The organism is Streptomyces cyaneofuscatus (assembly GCF_042718795.1).
Classification (GTDB): domain Bacteria; phylum Actinomycetota; class Actinomycetes; order Streptomycetales; family Streptomycetaceae; genus Streptomyces; species Streptomyces cyaneofuscatus_A.
Genome location: NZ_JBHXOX010000007.1, coordinates 259,267 through 277,925 on the forward strand (window position 1 = coordinate 259,267; position 18,659 = coordinate 277,925).

Annotated in this window: 17 protein-coding genes; 2 read left to right on the forward strand and 15 right to left on the reverse strand. The window is 71.6% G+C overall.

All coding sequences use genetic code 11. From position 1 onward, the window contains the following. The first annotated feature begins 3 nt into the window (after positions 1 to 3). Positions 4 to 870: a PaaX family transcriptional regulator gene (locus tag ACFWRT_RS10010; RefSeq protein ID WP_380951458.1), complete on the forward strand. Its 867-nt coding sequence runs from the start codon at positions 4 to 6 to the stop codon at positions 868 to 870. On the opposite strand, the gene ACFWRT_RS10015 is transcribed toward ACFWRT_RS10010, so the two are convergent. From ACFWRT_RS10015 to ACFWRT_RS10035, 5 genes are all read right to left on the reverse strand, one after another. After that, entirely contained in the window at positions 860 to 1,765 is a 906-nt protein-coding gene (locus ACFWRT_RS10015; RefSeq protein ID WP_380951457.1) for a transporter substrate-binding domain-containing protein, read from the reverse strand. The two genes, ACFWRT_RS10010 and ACFWRT_RS10015, sit on opposite strands and share 11 nt — an antisense overlap. A gap of 9 nt (positions 1,766 to 1,774) precedes the next feature. Then, a complete protein-coding gene (locus ACFWRT_RS10020; protein ID WP_380951456.1) occupies positions 1,775 to 2,509 on the reverse strand; it encodes a hypothetical protein in 735 nt (244 codons plus the stop codon). Beyond that, positions 2,506 to 2,955 (reverse strand): hypothetical protein, encoded by a 450-nt coding sequence (locus tag ACFWRT_RS10025; RefSeq protein ID WP_380951455.1) that lies wholly within the window; start codon positions 2,953 to 2,955, stop codon positions 2,506 to 2,508. Before ACFWRT_RS10025 ends, ACFWRT_RS10020 begins: the two co-directional genes overlap by 4 nt. Positions 2,956 to 3,036: 81 nt before the next feature. Then, positions 3,037 to 5,364, reverse strand: a complete 2,328-nt coding sequence (locus tag ACFWRT_RS10030) for a bifunctional salicylyl-CoA 5-hydroxylase/oxidoreductase (protein WP_380951454.1) — start codon at positions 5,362 to 5,364, stop codon at positions 3,037 to 3,039. A 2-nt stretch (positions 5,365 to 5,366) separates the two neighbouring features. Further along, a complete protein-coding gene (locus tag ACFWRT_RS10035; RefSeq protein WP_380951452.1) occupies positions 5,367 to 6,194 on the reverse strand; it encodes an enoyl-CoA hydratase family protein in 828 nt (275 codons plus the stop codon). Between the two features lie 292 nt (positions 6,195 to 6,486). Here ACFWRT_RS10035 and ACFWRT_RS10040 point away from each other — a divergent pair, with 292 nt between their 5' ends. Continuing rightward, on the forward strand, positions 6,487 to 6,936 hold the full coding sequence (locus tag ACFWRT_RS10040) for an ATP-binding protein (protein WP_030572598.1): 450 nt from the start codon (positions 6,487 to 6,489) through the stop codon (positions 6,934 to 6,936). On the opposite strand, the gene ACFWRT_RS10045 is transcribed toward ACFWRT_RS10040, so the two are convergent. From ACFWRT_RS10045 to ACFWRT_RS10090, 10 genes are all read right to left on the reverse strand, one after another. Then, entirely contained in the window at positions 6,887 to 8,374 is a 1,488-nt protein-coding gene (locus ACFWRT_RS10045) for an amino acid permease (RefSeq protein WP_380951451.1), read from the reverse strand. The two genes, ACFWRT_RS10040 and ACFWRT_RS10045, sit on opposite strands and share 50 nt — an antisense overlap. Before the next feature lie 184 nt (positions 8,375 to 8,558). Beyond that, complete coding sequence (gene argF / locus ACFWRT_RS10050) at positions 8,559 to 9,563, reverse strand: ornithine carbamoyltransferase (protein WP_380951450.1); 1,005 nt, start codon at positions 9,561 to 9,563, stop codon at positions 8,559 to 8,561. Positions 9,564 to 9,687: 124 nt separating this feature from the next. Next, the gene (locus ACFWRT_RS10055) at positions 9,688 to 10,920 is read right to left on the reverse strand and encodes an arginine deiminase (protein ID WP_317816850.1); all 1,233 of its coding nucleotides are present in this window, start codon (positions 10,918 to 10,920) and stop codon (positions 9,688 to 9,690) included. Positions 10,921 to 10,983: 63 nt separating this feature from the next. Then, positions 10,984 to 13,590 (reverse strand): polynucleotide kinase-phosphatase, encoded by a 2,607-nt coding sequence (locus ACFWRT_RS10060; RefSeq protein ID WP_380951449.1) that lies wholly within the window; start codon positions 13,588 to 13,590, stop codon positions 10,984 to 10,986. Further along, positions 13,587 to 15,089 carry a 3' terminal RNA ribose 2'-O-methyltransferase Hen1 gene (locus ACFWRT_RS10065; protein ID WP_380951448.1) on the reverse strand — a complete coding sequence of 501 codons (1,503 nt, stop codon included), beginning with the start codon at positions 15,087 to 15,089 and terminating at the stop codon, positions 13,587 to 13,589. The genes ACFWRT_RS10060 and ACFWRT_RS10065 overlap by 4 nt, the downstream gene beginning before the upstream one ends. A 71-nt stretch (positions 15,090 to 15,160) precedes the next feature. Next, positions 15,161 to 16,084, reverse strand: a complete 924-nt coding sequence (gene mmuM, locus ACFWRT_RS10070; RefSeq protein WP_380951447.1) for a homocysteine S-methyltransferase — start codon at positions 16,082 to 16,084, stop codon at positions 15,161 to 15,163. A gap of 53 nt (positions 16,085 to 16,137) precedes the next feature. Then, positions 16,138 to 17,061 (reverse strand): LLM class F420-dependent oxidoreductase, encoded by a 924-nt coding sequence (locus tag ACFWRT_RS10075; protein WP_018514399.1) that lies wholly within the window; start codon positions 17,059 to 17,061, stop codon positions 16,138 to 16,140. A 34-nt stretch (positions 17,062 to 17,095) separates the two neighbouring features. Then, a complete protein-coding gene (locus ACFWRT_RS10080) occupies positions 17,096 to 17,596 on the reverse strand; it encodes a DUF6099 family protein (RefSeq protein WP_380951445.1) in 501 nt (166 codons plus the stop codon). Positions 17,597 to 17,720: 124 nt separating this feature from the next. Beyond that, positions 17,721 to 18,080: a nucleotide pyrophosphohydrolase gene (locus tag ACFWRT_RS10085; RefSeq protein WP_380951443.1), complete on the reverse strand. Its 360-nt coding sequence runs from the start codon at positions 18,078 to 18,080 to the stop codon at positions 17,721 to 17,723. A gap of 159 nt (positions 18,081 to 18,239) precedes the next feature. After that, positions 18,240 to 18,644 (reverse strand): cell division protein SepF, encoded by a 405-nt coding sequence (locus tag ACFWRT_RS10090; protein ID WP_030572629.1) that lies wholly within the window; start codon positions 18,642 to 18,644, stop codon positions 18,240 to 18,242. Positions 18,645 to 18,659 lie beyond the last annotated feature (15 nt).

The following is an 18,659-nucleotide window of genomic DNA, read 5'->3' on the forward strand; positions in this document are numbered from 1 at the left end:
CACGTGGCCGAGCTGCGCACCCCCCGTTCCCTGATCATCACGCTCTACGGCGCCTACGGCCGTCCGGCGGACGGCTCACCCTTCGCCGTGGCCGAGCTGATCCGCCTGCTGCACGCCGTGGGCGTGGACGCCCCTTCCGTACGCTCCTGTGTCTCGCGGCTCAAGCGGCGCGGGCTGCTGGTCGCCGCGCGGGCGGCGGACGGCTCGGCCGGGTACGCCCTGTCGCCGGACGCCCGCCAGCTCCTCGACGACGGCGACGCGCGCATCTACGGCCGCCCCTCGCACCGGCTGGAGGACGGCTGGGTCCTCGCGGTCTTCTCCGTCCCCGAGGCCGAACGCGCCAAGCGCCACCTGCTCCGCTCCCGGCTGGCCCGCCTCGGCTTCGGCACGGCGGCCCCCGGGGTGTGGATCGCCCCCGCCGGCCTCTACGAGGAGACCCGGCACACCCTGGAGCGGCTCGAACTCGCGCCGTACGTCGACCTGTTCCGCGGCGACCACCTGGGCTTCGCGGCGACCCGCGCCTCGGTGGCCCGCTGGTGGGATCTGGACGCGGTGGCCCGGCTGCACCGGGACTTCCTGGACCTGCACGAACCGGTGCTCCGCGAGTGGGAGGCGACCGAGCGGACCGAGGAAGGCCCGCGGACCGAGGAGGGGTGCCCGCGCCCGCAGGAGGGCCCCCGCCCGCAGGAGGCCTACCGGGACTATCTGCTGGCACTGGACTCCTGGCGGCAACTCCCCTACGCCGACCCGGGGTTGCCGGAGGAGCTGCTGCCGAAGGGGTGGCCGGGCGGGCGCTCGGCGGAGGTGTTCGGCAAGCTGCACGACCGGCTGCGGGACGCGGGGGAACGGTTCGTGCGGGTCAGGGACTGATGCTGTCCCGGCACGACCGCGCCTCGATCTCGGCGGCGCTCGGCTTGTAGCTGCTGATCCAGGCCGGATCGTCCTTGATGAGTGTCGGCAGCGACGTCTCGACGTCCCTGATCCAACCGCTCGTGCCCACATGCTTCTTGAGCCAGGACGCCAGCCTGCGGCAGTCCGCGGTGTACCCCTTCGGCAGCCCGATGCCGTAGTGCTGCGGCGCTCCTATCGTCACGTCCGGCACCACGCGCAGCCCCTCCTTCTCGTACTGCCGGGCGAAGCCGTAGAGGATGGCCTGGTCGGTGGAGACGGCCTTCACCTGGCCGGCGACGAGCTGCTCGATGCAGTCCGACGCGTCGGTCAAGGTGACCGGCTCGGCGCCGACGGTCTCCTTGATGCCTTGCAGCGCTTCGACCGAGGTGGTGCCCTGCCAGGTGCAGATCTGGCTGCCCCGCAGATCGGCCAGCCGTTTGACGTCGGCGCTGTCCGGGCCGACGAGGAAGCCCTGCCGGGTCTTGAGGTAGGGCCCGACGAAGTCGATCTCATCCATCCGTTCGGCGGTGATGGAGAACGACGCGATCGTCATGTCGGCTTTGCGTTCGATGAGTTGGGTGACCCGGTCGCCCGATGAGACGTCGACGGGCTCGCTGAAGTCGACGTCGATCTCCTCCTCGATGTGCCGGAACACGAGGAAGTCCAGCCCGGAACGGTCGTAGTTCGCGGAGTAGGACAGGCCGGGCAGGTCGTTGTGCATCGCGACGGTGACGCGCCGCACGCCGAGGAACTCGCGCTCCGGCTCCTTCGAGGAGGAGCAGCCGGCGAAGCTCGCCAGCACGGCCAGTGCGGCGACGGTACCGAGCAGCCGGGCGGTCCGCGCCGGGCGCTGCGTCTTGGAGGTCGGAGCCACGGTGTCCTCTCAGTCGTGAAGTACGGCGTTCGCGACGGACAGGCTCATCCGACATCCTTTTTCGGTCAGCAGGGTGATCTCCACGTCGATCGCCCCTTGCAGTCCGCCCAGCGGGAACTCGACCTTCTGGCCGCTGCGCACATCGTCGACACGCGTACTGGTGTTCCCCAGCAGTTGAGCGGAGTAGCGGGTCTCGGGTGCGCAGAACTGGGCGGCCTTGGCGGCGTCCCGGATGGTGAGCGTCAGCCGCAGCCGTGCGCGGTCGGCCGGGCTGTCGACCACGAGCCGGAGCTGCGAGCCGTCGGTGACGGCGCGGCCGCTGATCTCGCTCCGGCCGGTGACGTCGACCTCTCCGTGGTCGGCCAGGTGGTCCATACCGACCGCGCCTGCGCAGGAGCACATCAAGGCCGCCGCCGACATCAGGACGCGCCAGGGCGCCCGGGTGCCGCGCGCCGGCAGGATCAGCCGGATCAGCGCCAGAGCGACCGCGGTGCCGAGCGCGAGACGGACCCAGAGGAACTGGCGTGCCGGTCCGTCGGGGGCCACGATCAGGGCGTAGGCGCCGACCAGGACGACCAGCAGGAACGGCGGCCAGTTCCAGACGCTCCAGCCTTTGGCCCGGTCGGTGAAGTCGGCGGAGTCCCCGAGGAACACGCTCAGGAACAGCTTGCCGACGAAGCCGATCGCCGGTGAGTTGGATCCATGGGTGGTGGTGTCGCCCGGCGCCGGTGGCTGGGCGGTCAACCTGCTTCGCCGCCGCCCGGCTCACGGTGGAAGGTGAAGGTCGCCGATTCGATCCGGCCGATCGCCGGGGAGTTGTTCCCGTACGAGGTCACGTGGGTCAGGTCGCCCGCGCGGTAGGCGCGGTCGGCGGCACTGATGGAGTGGGACAGGGACGGGGCGTCCAGTTCTCCGCCGTCGGCCAGCCAGGTGCCGATGGCGTTCTCCAGGATCTGCCGCTGCTCCTGGGAGAGTTGCTCGATGGCGCTGACCGCGTCGACGTCCTCCTCGGAGCGGTCCAGGTCGTCGTCGTGCCTGCGTAGCGCCGCGCCCAGCAGCCTCCGCCCTCCCTCCACCGCGCTGTCCGCCAGGCGGTCCCGCGCGGAGTCGACGACGGCTCCGGCCATGGCTGCTGCGGCGGTGCTCACGAACGGTGCGATGACAGCGGCGGCTGCCAGTAAGTCGGACATGCGCTCTCCCCCGAGTAGAGAACCAATTTTACTCGGATTCCCCTGCGACAGAAGTGACTTGGCAGCACTGGCCGGAGTTCGTCACTCCAAGGTGAGCCGGGGCTTCGGCCCGTCCGTGCGGCCCGTGGGCGGGGGCCGGCTGCCCGCGCCGTACGGGAGGGGCCAGGGCGCGCCCGGTCCGGTGTAGCCCTGTTCGGCCGCCGCGTGCAGGGTCCAGTGCGGGTCGTACAGGTGCGGACGTGCCAGGGCGCAGAGGTCGGCGCGGCCCGCCAGGAGCAGGGAGTTGACGTCGTCCCAGGAGGAGATGGCGCCGACCGCGATGACCGGGACGTCCACGGTGTTGCGGATCCGGTCGGCGTACGGGGTCTGGTACGAGCGGCCGAACTCGGGCCGCTCCTCGGGCACCACCTGGCCGGTGGAGACGTCGATGGCGTCGGCCCCGTGGGCGGCGAAGGCGCGGGCGATCTCGACGGCGTCCGCCGCGTCGGTGCCGCCCTCGGCCCAGTCGGTGGCGGAGATCCGGACGGTCATCGGGCGTTCCTGCGGCCAGACTTCGCGGACGGCGTCGAAGACTTCCAGGGGGAAGCGGAGGCGGGCGGCCAGGGATCCGCCGTAGCCGTCGGTGCGGTGGTTGGTGAGCGGGGAGAGAAAGCCCGAGAGCAAGTAGCCGTGGGCGCAGTGGAGTTCGAGGAGGTCGAAGCCGGCGGTGGCCGCGCGGTGGGCCGCCCGGACGAACTGCTCGCGTACGACGGCGAGTCCGGCGGTGTCCAGCTCCTGCGGGATCTGGTTGACGCCAGGGGCGTACGGGAGCGGGGAGGCGGCCGACACGGGCCAGTTGCCGGTCTCCAGGGGCTGGTCGATGCCCTCCCACATCAGCCGGGTGGAGCCTTTGCGGCCGGAGTGGCCGAGCTGGACGCCGATGGCCGCGCCGGGGGCCGAGGTGTGGACGAAGTCGGTGATCCGGCGCCAGGCGGTGGCCTGTTCACCGGTCCACAGGCCCGTGCAGCCGGGGGTGATACGGCCCTCGGGGCTGACGCAGACCATCTCGGTCATGGTGAGCCCGGCGCCGCCGAGCGCGCGGGCGCCGAGGTGGACGAGGTGGAAGTCGCCGGGGAGCCCGTCGGTGGCCGAGTACATGTCCATCGGGGAGACGACGACCCGGTTGCGCAGTTCGAGGCCGCGCAGCCGCAGCGGGGTGAACATCGGCGGGGTGGCGGGCGGGCAGCCGAACTCCTCCTCGACGGCGGCGGTGAACGTGGCGTCGCGCAGCCGCAGGTTGTCGTGGGTGACCCGGCGGCTGCGGGTGAGCAGGTTGAAGGCGAAGCGGCGGGGCGGCTGGTCGACATAGGTCGCCAGCTCCTCGAACCAGCGCAGACTGGCCGCCGCCGCCCGCTGGGTGGAGGCGACGACCGGGCGGCGCTCGGCCTCGTACGCCGTCAACGCGGAGGCCAGGTCCGGCTGTTCCTCGATGGAGGCGGCGAGCGCGAGGGCGTCCTCGACGGCGAGCTTGGTGCCGGAGCCGATGGAGAAGTGCGCGGTGTGGGCGGCGTCCCCGATGAGGACGGTGTTCCCGTGCGACCAGCGGGAGTTGGTGACCGTACGGAAGGTGAGCCAGTTGGACCGGTTGGCGCGCAGGGGCCTGCCGTCCAGGGCCTCGGTGAAGAACTTGGCGCAGCGGGCGGTGGATTCGCCCCCGTCGCAGGTGTCGAGTCCGGCGGCCCGCCACACCTCCTCGCGCATCTCGACGATGACGGTGGAGGCCTCGGTGGCGTACGGGTAGCCGTGGAGCTGCATGACGCCGTACGGGGTTTCGGCGATCTCGAAGCGGAAGGCGTCGAGCGCGAAGTCGGCGGCGAGCCAGATGTAGCGGTTGCGGTGCTCGGTGAGGGACGGGCCGAAGGCGTCCGCGTGTGCCTGGCGGGTCGTGCTGTGCACCCCGTCGGCGGCGATGACCAGGTCGTGGCCGGCGGCCAGCTCGGCGGCGGGCGGGGCCTCGGCGCGGAAGCGGAGGTCGATCCCGAGGGCGGTGCAGCGCTCGTGGAGGATCTCCAGGAGGCGGCGGCGGCCGAGGGCGGCGAAGCCGTGGCCGCCGGAGGTGTGGGTGCGGCCGCGGTGGACGATGTCGATGGTGTCCCAGCGGACGAACTCACGGCTCAGCGCGCGGTAGACCTCGGGGTCGGCGTGTTCGATGGAGCCGAGGGTCTCGTCGGAGAGGACGACGCCGAAGCCGAAGGTGTCGTCGGGGGCGTTGCGCTCGTACACGGTGATCTCGCGGGCCGGGTCGAGCCGCTTGAGGAGGGCGGCGGCGTAGAGGCCGCCGGGGCCGCCGCCGATGACCGCGACGCTCCGCACGGGGGTCGGCACGTGGCCGGGGACGGGCGTCCGTGCGGGGGAGCCGTCGCGCGTCACGGCTACCTCCCCCGCCACTTCGGCGGCCGCTTCTCGGTGAAGGCGGCGTGGAACTCCGCGTAGTCCTCGCCATGCATCAGGAGCGCCTGGGTGGTGGCGTCCAGCTCGACGGAGGCGGCGAGCGGCATGTCCAGCTCGGCGGTGAGCAGCGCCTTGGTCTGGGCGAGGGCGAGGGCGGGGCCGTCGGCGAGGCGGCGGGCCAGCTCGGCGGCGCGGACGTCGGCCTGCCCCTCGTCGGCCAGCTCGCTGATCAGCCCGATCCGCTCCGCCTCTGGGGCCCGGACGGCGTCCCCGAGCATGAGGAGCCGGGTGGCGTGGCCGAGGCCGACGACGCGGGGCAGGAGGTAGGCCGCGCCCATGTCGCCGCCGGAGAGGCCGACCCGGGTGAAGAGGAAGGCGAAGCGGGCGGAGGGGTCGGCGACCCGGAAGTCGGCGGCGAGGGCGAGGACGGCCCCGGCTCCGGCGGCCACCCCGTGGACGGCGGCGACGACCGGGAAGGGGCACTCGCGCAGGGCCCGTACGACCTGGCCGGTCATCCGGTTGAACTCCAGGATCGCGGCGGTGTCCATGGCGAGGGTGGCGCCGATGATCTCGTCCACGTCGCCGCCGGAGCAGAAGCCGCGCCCCTCGCCGGCGAGGACGAGGGCGCGCGCGGAGCGTTCCCGGGTCAGCTCGGCGAGGAGGTCGCGCAGATCGGCGTAGGCGCCGAAGGTCAGGGCGTTGAGTTTCTCGGGGCGGTCCAGCGTGACGGTCACCACACCGTCGTCCCGGGTGATCCGGAGATGACGCCACTCCTCCACCCGCCGGGCGGAGCTGGGAAACGAGCTCATGAAGGGCTTCCCTTCAGCATTCGGGCGGGTTGCCGGCCGTGCGCGGGTCGCGTTCCACCACCGAAGTTATCACCTGTACGTGACTGTCGTCACGAGGTCGCGATACGCCAGGCGTGAGACCGTTGTGGCGAAAGTCCTGTTTGCACCGGTCGACCGCCTCTATGGTCCGGGCCGTGCGGTTCGTAAGGTTGACCCCAGGAAGTCTCGATACGCGATGCCGATGAGTCGAGAGACCCCGATGAGTCGAGAAGTCCCGCTCCAAGGAAGTCCCGCTCCCGAACGGAACCCCGCCGTGCCGCCCGATGTCCCTGTTCCCGCCTCCTGGCGCATCGCCCTGCCGCATTCCACGGCAGCCGTGCCGATCGCCCGCGCTCTCGTCCGTACCGCCCTGTCGGACATCCACGCCCCGGCGGACAGCGACACCGCCGAGCTGCTCACCGCCGAACTGGTCGCGAACGCGGTCGAGCACACGGTGAGCAGCGAGCCGATCGAGCTGGTCGTGGAGCTGCTGCCCACCGGCTGCCAGGTCGAGGTGCACGACCACGACCCCGCTCCGCCCGGTGACCTGTCCCGGCCGCAGCCCGGTTACGAGGTCGACCCCTGGCAGGAGCACGGCCGCGGCCTGCTGCTGATCCGGACCCTCAGCTCCGCCTGCGGTCACCGCACGACGGAGCACGGCAAGGCCGTCTGGTTCACGCTTCCGGCGATACCGTCCCAGCCGGGTCCGTCCCCGGAGAGCTGATCAGCCGGGACCGCTTGCGCCCGTAGAACGTGTAGAGCAGCGATCCGGCGGCGAGGAAGACCGCGAACTGGAGCCAGGTCGTCCAGCCGGTCCCGTACATCAGATACAGGCAGAACACGACGCCGAGCACCGGGCTGACCGGATACAGCGGCACCCGGAAGGTGCGCTCCAGCTCCGGGTTGCGGCGGCGGAGCACCACGACGGCCACGTTGACCGCGACCATGGTGGCGAGCGTGCCGATGGTCGTCAGGTTGACGACGACGTCCAGCGAGGCGAAGGCGGCCGGGACGGCGAAGACGCAGGCCACGATCCAGGTGTTGGCGACCGGGGTGTGGGTCTTGGGCGAGACGCGCTCGAAGACGCGCGGGATCAGCCCGTCGCGGGACATCGACATCAGGATGCGGGTCTGCCCGTACATCACGGCGAGCACCACCGAGGCGATGGCGACGACCGCGCCGAAGGCGATGATGATGCCGCCCACCGAGGAGTCGGTGACCTGGTTGACGACCAGCGAGAGGGCGGCGGGCTTGTCGGAGACGGCGTCCGCACCGAGCGCGCCGATGGCCGAGAGCGCCACCGCGCAGTAGAGCAGCGTGACGACGCCGATGCAGATCAGGATGGCTACGGGGATGTTCCGGCGGGGGTTCTTGACCTCTTCGCCGGCGGTGGTGATCGCGTCGAAGCCGATGTACGAGAAGAACGCCAGCGAGGCACCGGCCGTGATCCCGCCGAGCCCGTGGCCCGCGAACGGCACGAGGTTGTCGTCCTGGTACGCGGTGAACGCGATCGCGCAGAACGCCAGCAGGATGCCGATCTTCAGGACCGCCATGGCGGCCGTCGCGTTCGCGCTCTCCCGGACGCCGCGCACCAGGAGGGTGGCGGCCATGGCGATCACGACGATCGCCGGGAGGTTGATCACGCCGCCGTCGCCGGGCCCCGCGGACACGGCAGCGGGGAGCTGCCAGCCGATCAGGCTGTTCAGCAGCTCGTTGACGTACTGGCTCCACCCCACCGCGACCGCGGAGACCGAGACGCCGTACTCCAGCATCAGGCACCAGCCGACGAGGAACGCCGTGCGCTCGCCGAGGGCCGCGTACGCGAAGGAGTACGAGCTCCCCGAGACCGGGATCGCGCTGCCCAGCTCCGCGAAGGAGAAGGCGGTGAAGATGCAGGTGATCGCGGCCAGGACGAACGAGATGACGACGGCGGGCCCGGCCTCGGCGACGGTGTCGGAGAGGCCGACGAAGATGCCGGTGCCGACGATGGCGCCGACGCCGAAGCAGACGAGCTGGAAGAGGCCCATCGTCCGCCGGAGGCCGTGGCCCTCCAGGTCGCCGCCGGATTCGGCGATGAGCTGGTCGGGGCTCTTGCGGCGCAGTCCGGGCCGGGCGAGGCCGGGACGCTTCGGGGTGCCGGGGGTCGGCAGGCCGGGGCTCATGCGGGACGTTCTCTTCTCTGGTGGTGCAGTGGGGGGACGGTCCCGTGTGCGCGTGGGCGGCGACACAGGTAAGGGGTTCGAGCGTGCGAGCCCGAACCCCACCAGAGGCGACATCGTAGCCACCACCGCGCATGTTCACCCAATCGGGCGAATGGTCATGCGAATCCCCCTCCGCAGGGGGCGGCTACTCCCCCGCCAGCGTCGCCACCAGCACGGCCTTGATCGTGTGCATCCGGTTCTCCGCCTGGTCGAAGACGACCGAGTGCGCCGACTCGAAGACCTCGTCGGTGACCTCCAGCTCGGTCAGACCGTGGGCGGCGTGGACGTCCCGGCCGACCTGGGTGCCGAGGTCGTGGAAGGCGGGCAGGCAGTGCAGGAACTTCACGTCCGGGTTGCCGGTGGCGCGCAGGACGTCCATCGTCACGGCGTACGGCGCGAGCGCGGCGATGCGCTCGTCCCAGACCTCCTTGGGCTCCCCCATCGAGACCCAGACGTCGGTGGCGACGAAGTCGGCGCCACGGACGCCCTCGGTGATGTCCGCGGTGAGCGTGACCTTCGCGCCGCTGATCGCCGCGAGCTTCTCGGCCTGCGTCACGACGGAGGGAGCCGGCCAGTACATCTCGGGGGCGACGATGCGGATGTCCAGGCCGAGCAGGGCGCCGGTGATCAGGTAGGAGTTTCCCATGTTGAAGCGGGCGTCACCGAGGTAGGCGAAGGCCAGCTCCGGGACGGGCTTGTCGCTGTGCTCCGTCATGGTCAGCACGTCGGCGAGCATCTGCGTGGGGTGCCAGTCGTCGGTGAGCCCGTTGAAGACGGGGACACCGCCGTACGCGGCCAGCTCCTCGACCACCTGCTGGCTGTCACCCCGGTACTCGATGCCGTCGAACATCCGGCCGAGCACCCGGGCGGTGTCCTTCACCGACTCCTTGTGGCCCATCTGGGAGCCCGAGGGGTCCAGGTAGGTGGTGGAGGCGCCCTGGTCGGCGGCGGCGACCTCGAACGCGCAGCGCGTCCGGGTCGAGGTCTTCTCGAAGATCAGCGCGATGTTCTTCCCGCGCAGCCGCTGGACCTCGGCACCCGCCTTCTTGGCCGCCTTCAGCTCACCGGCCAGCGCGACCAGGCCGAGGAGCTCCTCGGCGGTGAAGTCCAGCTCCTTGAGGAAGGGGCGGCCGGTGAGGTCGATGGCCATGGTGACGGCTCCAGGGGTCGTGCGGGATCGACGAACAGTGCTGGAAGTCTATACGACTACCTGCATTCCTATACAGCCCCCTGGGTCCGGAATTCGCCGGTCCCCTGTCTGATAAATGCCTGCACTACACAGGGTCCCGCACCACCGGACAGCTCATGCAGCGCGGTCCGCCCCTCCCCCGGCCCAGCTCGCTGCCCCGGATCTCGATGACCTCGATGCCCTGCTTGCGGAGATAGGTGTTGGTGGTCGCGTTCCGCTCGTACGCGATGACGACGCCCGGCTCGACCGCCAGGACGTTGCAGCCGTCGTCCCACTGCTCGCGCTCCGCAGCGTGCACGTCCTGGGTGGCGGTGAGCACCCGGATCGCGTCGAGGCCGAGCGCTGCGGCGATGGCCCGGTGCATGTGCTCGGGCGGGTGGTCGGTGACCTTCAGCTCGCGGGGACCGCTGCCCGGCTCGATCGTGTACGAGCGGAGCATGCCGAGCCCCGCGTACTGGGTGAACGTATCGCCGTCGACCATCGTCATCACCGTGTCCAGGTGCATGAACGCGCGGGCCTTCGGCATGTCGAGCGCCACGATCGTGCGGGCGGATCCGGCGTCGAAGAGGCCGCGGGCCAGCATCTCCACCGCCTGCGGGGTGGTGCGCTCGCTCATCCCGATCAGGACCGCCCCCTGCCCGATCACCAGGACGTCCCCGCCCTCGATCGTGGACGGGTAGTCGTCCTGCCCCTCCGACCAGTGGTGGAAGACGCCCGCCTCAGGGCCGGTGAAGAGGGGGTGGTGGCGGTAGATCGCCTCGAAGTGGACGGTCTCGCGCTGCCGGGCGGGCCAGCGCATCGCGTTGATGGAGACCCCGTCGTAGATCCAGGCGGAGGTGTCCCGGGTGAAGAGGTGGTTGGGCAGCGGGCCGAGCAGGAAGTCGTCGAGGTCCATCACATGGAAGCGGACGGAGGTCGGCTCGCTGTGCCGCTCCAGGAACTCGCGCTTGGTCATCCCGCCGACCAGCGCCTCCGCCAGCTCGGCCGAGGGCAGCTCCTCGAAGGCGGCGCGCAGGTGCTCGGTGGCGAGCGGCCCGTACTCCTTCTCGTCGAAGACCCGGTCGAGCACCAGCCGGCGCGCGACGGGGATGTCCAGGGACTCCTGGAGGAGGTCCCCGAAGAGGTGCACCTCCACACCCCGGTCCCGCAGGACGTCGGCGAACCCGTCGTGCTCCTGCCGGGCCCGGCGCACCCAGAGCACGTCGTCGAAGAGGAGCGCGTCCTTGTTGGAGGGGGTCAGCCGTTTCAGTTCCAGATCGGGGCGGTGCAGTATGACGCGGCGCAGCCGCCCGGCTTCGGAGTCGACATGGAATCCCATGCCTTCATCCTCACCGGGCGGAGCACCGTTCACCCCGCGAATCGCCCACGGTTCCGTCCGGTCTCAGAGCCGGGGGTCCACCGGCTCCGACTCCAGGGCCAGGACGGCGAAGACCGCCTCGTGGACCCGCCACAGCGGCTCGCCGTCCGCCAGCCGGTCCAGCGCCTCCAGGCCGAGCGCGTACTCCCGCAGCGCGAGCGAGCGCTTGTGGCCGAGGAAGCGGGAGCGCAGGCGCTCCAGGTTCTCCGGGCGGGTGTACTCGGGGCCGTAGATGATACGCAGATACTCCCGGCCGCGCACCTTGATGCCCGGCTGGACCAGGCGGCCCTTGGCGTCCCGGACGAGGGCGCCGAGCGGCTTGACGACCATGCCCTCGCCGCCGCGCCCGGTCATCTCCAGCCACCAGTCGGTGCCCGCGCGGACGGACGCCTCGTCGGCGGGGTCCACGACGAGCCGGCGGGTGACCTGGAGCAGCCCGGTCGGGTCGTGCTCGACGAGCCGGTCCAGCCAGGCGAGCTGCTCGTCGTGCGGGACGGCGGCGAGCGAGCGGCCCTGGACGGCGAGGATCTGGAACGGGGCGAGCCGCACCCCGTCCAGCCCTTCGGTCGTCCAGCAGTACCGCCGGTACGCCTCGGTGAACGCGGCCGCGTCCGTCGCCCGGCCCCGCTGCCGTACGGAGAGGTCGCCGACGTCGACACCACGGGCGGCGGCGCTCTCCAGCCCGGCGAGCGCGGACGGGAAGACCGCGCCGGAGGCCGCGCCGACGGCGGCGTACTGCGAGCGCAGCAGTCCGCCGGCCTTGAGCGACCACGGCATCAGCTCGGCGTCGAGCAGCACCCAGTCGGTGTCCCACTCCTCCCAGAGCCCGGCGGCGGTGACGGCGGTACGGAGCCGGCCGAGGACCTCTTCGGTCACGGCCCGGTCGTCGAGGAACGGGCGGCCGGTGCGGGTGTACAGCGCGCCGGTCGGGCCGTCCGTGCCGAACCGGGCGGTGGCGGCCTCCGCGTCCTTGCAGACGAGGGCGACGGCCCGGGAGCCCATGTGCTTCTCCTCGCACACCACCCGCTCCACGCCGTCCGCGCGGTACTGCGCGAACGCCTCGGCCGGGTGCTCCAGGAAGCCGTCCTCCCGGGAGGTGGCGGTGGGCGCCATGGTGGGCGGGAGGTAGGCGAGGAGCTGGGGGTCGACGGCGAACCGGCTCATCACTTCGAGCGCGGCCGCCGCGTTCTCCTCGCGCACGGCGACGCGGCCCATCTGCCGGGTCTCCACGACCCGGCGGCCCTGGACGTCGGCCAGGTCCAGCGGCCTGCCCTCCCGACCTCCGGGCGCCTCGGTGGTCAGCGGCCTGGTCGGCTCGTACCAGACCTTCTCGGCCGGTACGTCGACGAGTTCGCGCTCCGGCCAGCGCAGCGCGGTCATCTTCCCGCCGAAGACGACGCCGGTGTCCAGGCAGATGGTGTTGTTGATCCAGGAGGTGGTGGGCACCGGGGTGTGGCCGTAGACCACGGCGGCGCGGCCCCGGTACTCCTCGGCCCACGGGTAGCGCACGGGCAGACCGAACTCGTCGGTCTCGCCGGTGGTGTCCCCGTACAGCGCGTGCGAGCGGACCCGGCCGGAGGTGCGGCCGTGGTACTTCTCCGGCAGTCCGGCGTGGCAGACCACCAGGTTGCCACCGTCCAGCACGTAGTGGCTGACCAGCGAGTCGATGAACTCCCGCACCTGCTGCCGGAACTCGGGGTGCTCGGCGTCCTCGCGCTCCAACTGCTCGACGGTCTCGGCGAGGCCGTGGGTCTGCTGGACCTTGCGGCCCGCGAGATAGCGGCCGAGCTTGTTCTCGTGGTTACCGGGCACGCACAGCGCGTTGCCCGACGCGACCATGGACATGACGCGGCGCAGGACGCCCGGGCTGTCGGGGCCCCGGTCGACCAGGTCGCCGACGAAGACGGCCGTACGCCCTTCGGGGTGGGCGCCGTCCACGTAACCGAGCGTGCCGAGCAGGGTGTCCAGCTCGGAGCGGCAACCGTGGATGTCGCCGATGATGTCGAACGGGCCGGTGACGTGGCGCAGGTCGTTGTACCGGCGCTCCAGCACCACTTCGGCGCTCTCGGCCTCCTCCTCGGTGCGCAGGATGTGCACCTTGCGGAAGCCCTCGCGCTCCAGACCGCGCAGCGAGCGGCGCAGCTCGCGGCGGTGGCGCTGGATGACATGACGGGGCATGGAGGCGCGGTCGGGGCGGTCGGCGTTGCGCCGGGCACAGACCTCCTCGGGGAGGTCCAGCACGATGGCGATGGGCAGTACGTCGTGCTCGCGGGCCAGCCGGACGAGCTGCTTGCGGCTCTCGGACTGGACGCTGGTGGCGTCGACGACGGTGAGCCGTCCGGCGGCGAGACGCTTGCCGGCGATGTAGTGGAGCACGTCGAAGGCGTCGCCGCTGGCGCTCTGGTCGTTCTCGTCGTCGGCGACGAGGCCCCGGCAGACGTCCGAGGAGACGATCTCGGTGGGCTTGAAGTGCTTGCGGGCGAAGGTGGACTTGCCCGATCCGCTGGCGCCGATGAGGACGACGAGGGAGAGGTCGGTCACGGGCAGGGTGCGGGCGGCGGTGCCGGTGGGGATGTCGGTGCTGGTTTCGGTGCTGGTGCTGTCGGTGTTGCTGTTGTCGTCGTTGGTCATGCGGCTTCCGCCTCCTTCTTCTTGTCGGTCTTCTTGTCGGTCTTCTTGTCGATGTCCGTGTCGGTCAGGGTAAAGACGGCGAGCTGGGTGGGCGGGCCGACCTCGGGGTCGTCCGGGCCGACGGGCAGCTGCGCGACGGTGTACCCGTGGCGCTCGGCCACCTTCCCGGCCCACTCCCGGAATTCGGCCCTCGTCCACTCGAAGCGGTGGTCCCCGTGGCGCACATGCCCGGCCGGGAGGCTCTCCCAGCGGACGTTGTACTCCACGTTCGGCGTGGTCACGAGGACCGTTCCCGGCCGCGCCGAGCCGAAGACCGCGTACTCCAGCGCGGGCAGCCGGTCCAGGTCCAGGTGCTCGACAACCTCGCTGAGCACGGCGGCGTCATACCCCTTGAGCCGCTTGTCCGTGTAGGTGAGGGAGCCCTGCTGGAGGGTGACCCGGCCCGCCTGGCGCTCCCCCATCCGGTCCAGCTTCAACCTCCGCGAGGCGATGGTGAGGGCGCGCATCGACACGTCGACACCGACGATCTCGGTGAAGCGCACGTCCTTGAGGAGCGCCTGCACCAACTGGCCCTGGCCGCAGCCCAGGTCGAGCACCCGCTGCGCACCGGCTGCACGCAGCGCTTCGAGGATCGCGGTGCGCCGGTGCTCGGCGAGCGGGACGGGCCTCTCCTCCGTGTCGGTGCTCTCGTCCACCGCGTTGTCGACACTGTCCACGTCCAGGTCGTCCGACTCCGCGAGCCGGACCAACTCCAGGGCCTGGTCCGCCTGGCGGGTCAGCCCCCAGCGGTGGGAGAGGTAGCGCCGGGTGATGAGGGGGCGCTCGGGGTGGTCGGCCAACCAGCCCTCACCGGCCCGCAGCAGCTTGTCCACCTCGTCGGGCGCGACCCAGTAGTGCTTGGCGTCGTCGAGGACCGGCAGCAGGATGTAGAGCTGGCGCAGGGCGTCGGCGAGCCGCAACTCCCCCTCCAGCACCAGGCGTACGTAACGCGAGACGCCCCACGCGGGGAACTGCTCGTCCAGCGCCACCTCCGCCACCTCGACCCGCTCCCAGCCGAGCGGCACGAACAGCTTGCGCACCAGCTCCGCACCGCCCCGGGCGGGGAGCGCGGGCACCTCGATCCGCAGCGGCAGAAGGGCCTCGGCCCGCTCGGGCAGGGCGCGGCAGACACCTCCCAGCGCGGATTTGAACACCGTGGCGAGGGCGACCGAGAGCAGCGAGGAGGCCGCGTAGGGGCGGTCGTTGACGTACTGCGCGAGCGCCGCGTCGGGCGCACCGCCCCGGCCCTTGCCCTTGCCGCGCCGCACCAGCGCCACCGGATCCACCTCCAGCAGGAGTGCGGCCGTGCAGCGCTCGGCGGACGCCTCGGGGTAGAAGACGTGTGCCGTGCCGTGCGAGGTGGAGAACGCCTGCGCCCGGTCGGGATGCTTGTGCAGCAGGAAGCCGAGGTCCGTGGCGGGGCGTTCAGGGGTGCCGGTCGTACTGATTGTCAGGAACACCTGTCCGAGTATGGTCCTCGCCTCCCGTCCCCCACCAGGCATTTTCGGTGCTCCCACCGCCGACTCCCGGCTCAGCGCTCCAGCAGCCCCGCCAACTCCTCGATCCGGTCCGGCCCCACCCGGCAGCAACCGCCGACGAGCCGCGCCCCGGCCCCCGTCCAGGCCCGCACCCGCCCCGGGTCGAAGGTGCTCGTCCCGGTCCACCCCCTCCCCTCGGCGTCCCAGCCCTCCCCGCTGTTCGGGTAGACCACGGCCGGCTTCCCCGTGACCTCCACCGCCACCCGCACCGCCTCCTCCGCGTCGGCCGGGTCGCAGCAGTTGACCCCGACGGCCACCACCGCCTCCCGCCCGGCTGCCACCGCGAAGGCCTCCTCCAACGGCTGCCCCGCCCGGGTCCGCCCGCCCGCCACGCTGTACGAGAGCCAGAGGGGCAGCCCGGTCTCCTCGGCGACCCGCACCACCGCCTCGGCCTCGTCCACGTCGGGCACCGTCTCCAGCGCCAGCACGTCGGGCCCCGCCTCGGCGAGCGCCGCCACCCGGGGGCGGTGAAAGCGCTCCAGCTCCCGGACGGTGAGCCCGTACCGCCCCCGGTACTCGCTGCCGTCCGCGAGCATCGCCCCGTACGGGCCGACCGACGCGGCGACCCAGATCTCCCGCCCGGGGTCGGCCCGGCGGGCCGCGTCGGCCGCCCGCCGGGCCAGCGCCACACTGCGGGCGAGGAGCGCCCCGGTCCGTTCCGGACCGATCCCGTGGCGCCCGAACCCTTCGAACGTGGCCTGGTAGCTGGCGGTGATGAGCACCTGCGCTCCGGCGCGCAGGTACGCCAGGTGGGCGGCCTCGACCTGCTCCGGCGCGTCGGCCAGCAGCCGGGCCGACCAGAGCGCGTCGGAGAGGTCGCACCCCTGTGCTTCCAACTGGTTGGAGAGGCCGCCGTCCAGCAGGACGGGCCCTTCCGCCAGCGCTTCGGCGAGCGTACGGCCGGAGTTCACGGCCATCTCCTCCTCGTACCCTCGTCGTCCGGTGTCCGGTGTGCGTTGCGAAAAGCGGGTCAGGTCAGCTGGGACTGGATCTGCGAGGAGATCAGTTCCAGGTGGTCCAGGTCGCCCAGGTCGAGGGCCTGGAGGTAGATCCGGGACGAGCCGATCGCCGCGTACCGGCCGATCTTGTCGACCACCTCGGCGGGCGAGCCGGCCAGCCCGTTGGCCTTCAGCTCCTCCACGTCCCGGCCGATGGCCGCCGCCCGCCGGGCCACCTCCGCGTCGTCCTTGCCGGTGCAGACGACCAGGGCGTTGGAGTACACCAGGTCGTCCGGGTCGCGCCCGAACGCCTTCGCCGCGGCCCTGACCCGGCCGAACTGCTTCTCGCTGTCCTCCAGCGAGGCGAAGGGGATGTTGAACTCGTCCGCGTACTGCGCGGCGAGGCGCGGGGTGCGGGTCGCGCCGTGGCCGCCGATCAGGACGGGCACCTTGGCCTGGGCCGGCTTCGGCAGCGCGGGTGAGTCGGTGAGCTGGTAATAGGTGCCGTCGTAGCTGAAGGTCTTTCCGACCTCCGTCGCCCACAGACCGGTGACGATCGCGAGCTGCTCCTCAAGCCGGCCGAACTTCTCCTTCGGGAACGGGATGCCGTAGGCCTTGTGCTCCTCCTCGAACCACCCTGCTCCCAGGCCCAGTTCGACCCGGCCGCCGGACATCTGGTCGACCTGGGCCACCTGGATGGCGAGCACGCCGGGCAGCCGGAACGTGCCCGCCGTCATCAGCGTGCCGAGCCGGATCCGCTTGGTCTCGCGGGCGAGGCCGGCCAGCGTGATCCAGGCGTCGGTCGGGCCGGGCAGGCCGTCGCCGGAGCCCATGCGGAGGTAGTGGTCGGAGCGGTAGAAGGCGTCGAAGCCGAGGTCCTCGGTGGCCTTGGCGACGGTGAGCAGGGTGTCGTAGTCGGCCCCTTGCTGGGGCTCGGTGAAGATTCGAAGATCCATGCACCCATCCTGCCCCTTCGGCGGCGCCTCTTCCTCAGGGCCCCGCCGCCGAGGGGGCGGGGCCCCGTATCCCGCCGTAGGGGCCGTCGCGCTCCCGCTCCCGCTCGGCCAGCCGTCTCAGCAGCCCGTGCACCCGGTCCAGCGACTCGTCGGCGGCGTCCATGGCCTCGATGCACTGCCAGTAGAGCCCGTCCTCCCCCGTGTCGCAGGCCACCGAGACCAGGGCGATCCCAGCCTCGCCGAGGAGCAGCGCCAGACCCGTCAGGGCCGCCCGCACATCGGCGATCTGGGAGAGCTGCGCCGCCCGGGTGCCCCGGGAGAGGACCGCCGGGTGGTCCGGCGCCGCGCATCCGCCGCCGATCTCACCGAGGGCCCGGGCCTCGCCCCGTAACTCCATCGGGCCGAACAGGGCCAGCCGGCTGCCGACCGTCCGCGCGAGGGCCTGGGCCTGCCAGGCCTCCGCCATCACGTCCAGCGCGCCCCGGCTCTCGGCCAGCGCCCGCCGCCCCGTCTCGATGAGACGCTCCGCTTCCATGTCTTTCCCCCGTCATCACGAAAACCCGCTTACCTCTTTCATTACCCACAGTGAGGTAGATGGCACCGTAAGGCCAGAGGAAATCGGAAATCTGTGGACACAAAATCGATTGTGGATAAGTCGATCACTCCGAAGAGTGACGATCCTGGGGTTCCGAGGGGCTCGGGACGGGGAAACGCTTCTCGTTCCGGTCCATCTTGGCCGCCAGCGCCCGCAGCGGATCGATGCCGAGCACCTCGCAGAACTGGAGGAGATAGGCGAGGACGTCGGCGACCTCGTCGGCCACGCGGTGGGCCGCTTCGGGCTCGTCCATGATCCGGGCGGACTGTTCGGGCGTCAGCCACTGGAAGATCTCGACCAGTTCGGAGGCCTCCACGCTGAGCGCGGCCACCAGATTCTTCGGGGTGTGGTACTGCTCCCAGTCCCGTGCCGCCGCGAACGCGGCCAGCCGTCGCTGGAGTTCTGCCACATCGAGTTCTGTCACGGCCCCAGGTCTACCACCGTCGCCCCGGACCACGTCGCCCGGGACCACGTCGCCCCGGACGCCGCCGCCCCGGACGCCCACGTGCGGAGCGGGCGTCCGGCGGCGAGGCCGACGAGGAGAGGCGGGGACGGAAGCGGGGAGGGAAGAGGAGGGAGGGGACTACGACTGGGCGAGCCCCGCCGGGGTGACCCCCTCGACCTCCATGCCCTCCGGAGCCAGCAGGAAGACGTTCCGGTCGACGCGGTGCATCCCGCTGCCGAGCCCGAAGACCACGCCACTGCTGAAGTCGAGGATGCGCTTGGCCACATCCGTCTCCGCCGCCGTCAGGTCGAGCAGCACCGGAACCTGGGCGACCAGGTACTCCGCCACCTCGCGGGCGTCCGCGAAGACCTGCACCCGCAGCACGACCAGGCGGCGCTGTTCGGCCACCCGCTCGTCCGGAACCGTGCGGTGGTCGATCCGGGACGGCCACTCGTCGCGGCCGCGCAGGGGTACGACCTGGGCGAGCCCCTCCCACTGTTCGTCGGTGGCGTCATATCTGTCGTACCTGTCGTACCTGCTCACAGGGCCACCCCGTCG

Bases quoted from the DNA above. Each gene is read 5' to 3' on its own strand.
- ACFWRT_RS10025 (WP_380951455.1), bottom strand. From the start codon at position 2,955: ATGTCCGACTTACTGGCAGCCGCCGCTGTCATCGCACCGTTCGTGAGC.
- ACFWRT_RS10035 (WP_380951452.1), bottom strand. From the start codon at position 6,194: ATGAGCTCGTTTCCCAGCTCCGCCCGGCGGGTGGAGGAGTGGCGTCAT.
- ACFWRT_RS10045 (WP_380951451.1), bottom strand. From the start codon at position 8,374: ATGAGCCCCGGCCTGCCGACCCCCGGCACCCCGAAGCGTCCCGGCCTC.
- argF (WP_380951450.1), bottom strand. From the start codon at position 9,563: ATGGCCATCGACCTCACCGGCCGCCCCTTCCTCAAGGAGCTGGACTTC.
- ACFWRT_RS10055 (WP_317816850.1), bottom strand. From the start codon at position 10,920: ATGGGATTCCATGTCGACTCCGAAGCCGGGCGGCTGCGCCGCGTCATA.
- ACFWRT_RS10060 (WP_380951449.1), bottom strand. From the start codon at position 13,590: ATGACCAACGACGACAACAGCAACACCGACAGCACCAGCACCGAAACC.
- mmuM (WP_380951447.1), bottom strand. From the start codon at position 16,084: ATGGCCGTGAACTCCGGCCGTACGCTCGCCGAAGCGCTGGCGGAAGGG.
- ACFWRT_RS10075 (WP_018514399.1), bottom strand. From the start codon at position 17,061: ATGGATCTTCGAATCTTCACCGAGCCCCAGCAAGGGGCCGACTACGAC.
- ACFWRT_RS10080 (WP_380951445.1), bottom strand. From the start codon at position 17,596: ATGGAAGCGGAGCGTCTCATCGAGACGGGGCGGCGGGCGCTGGCCGAG.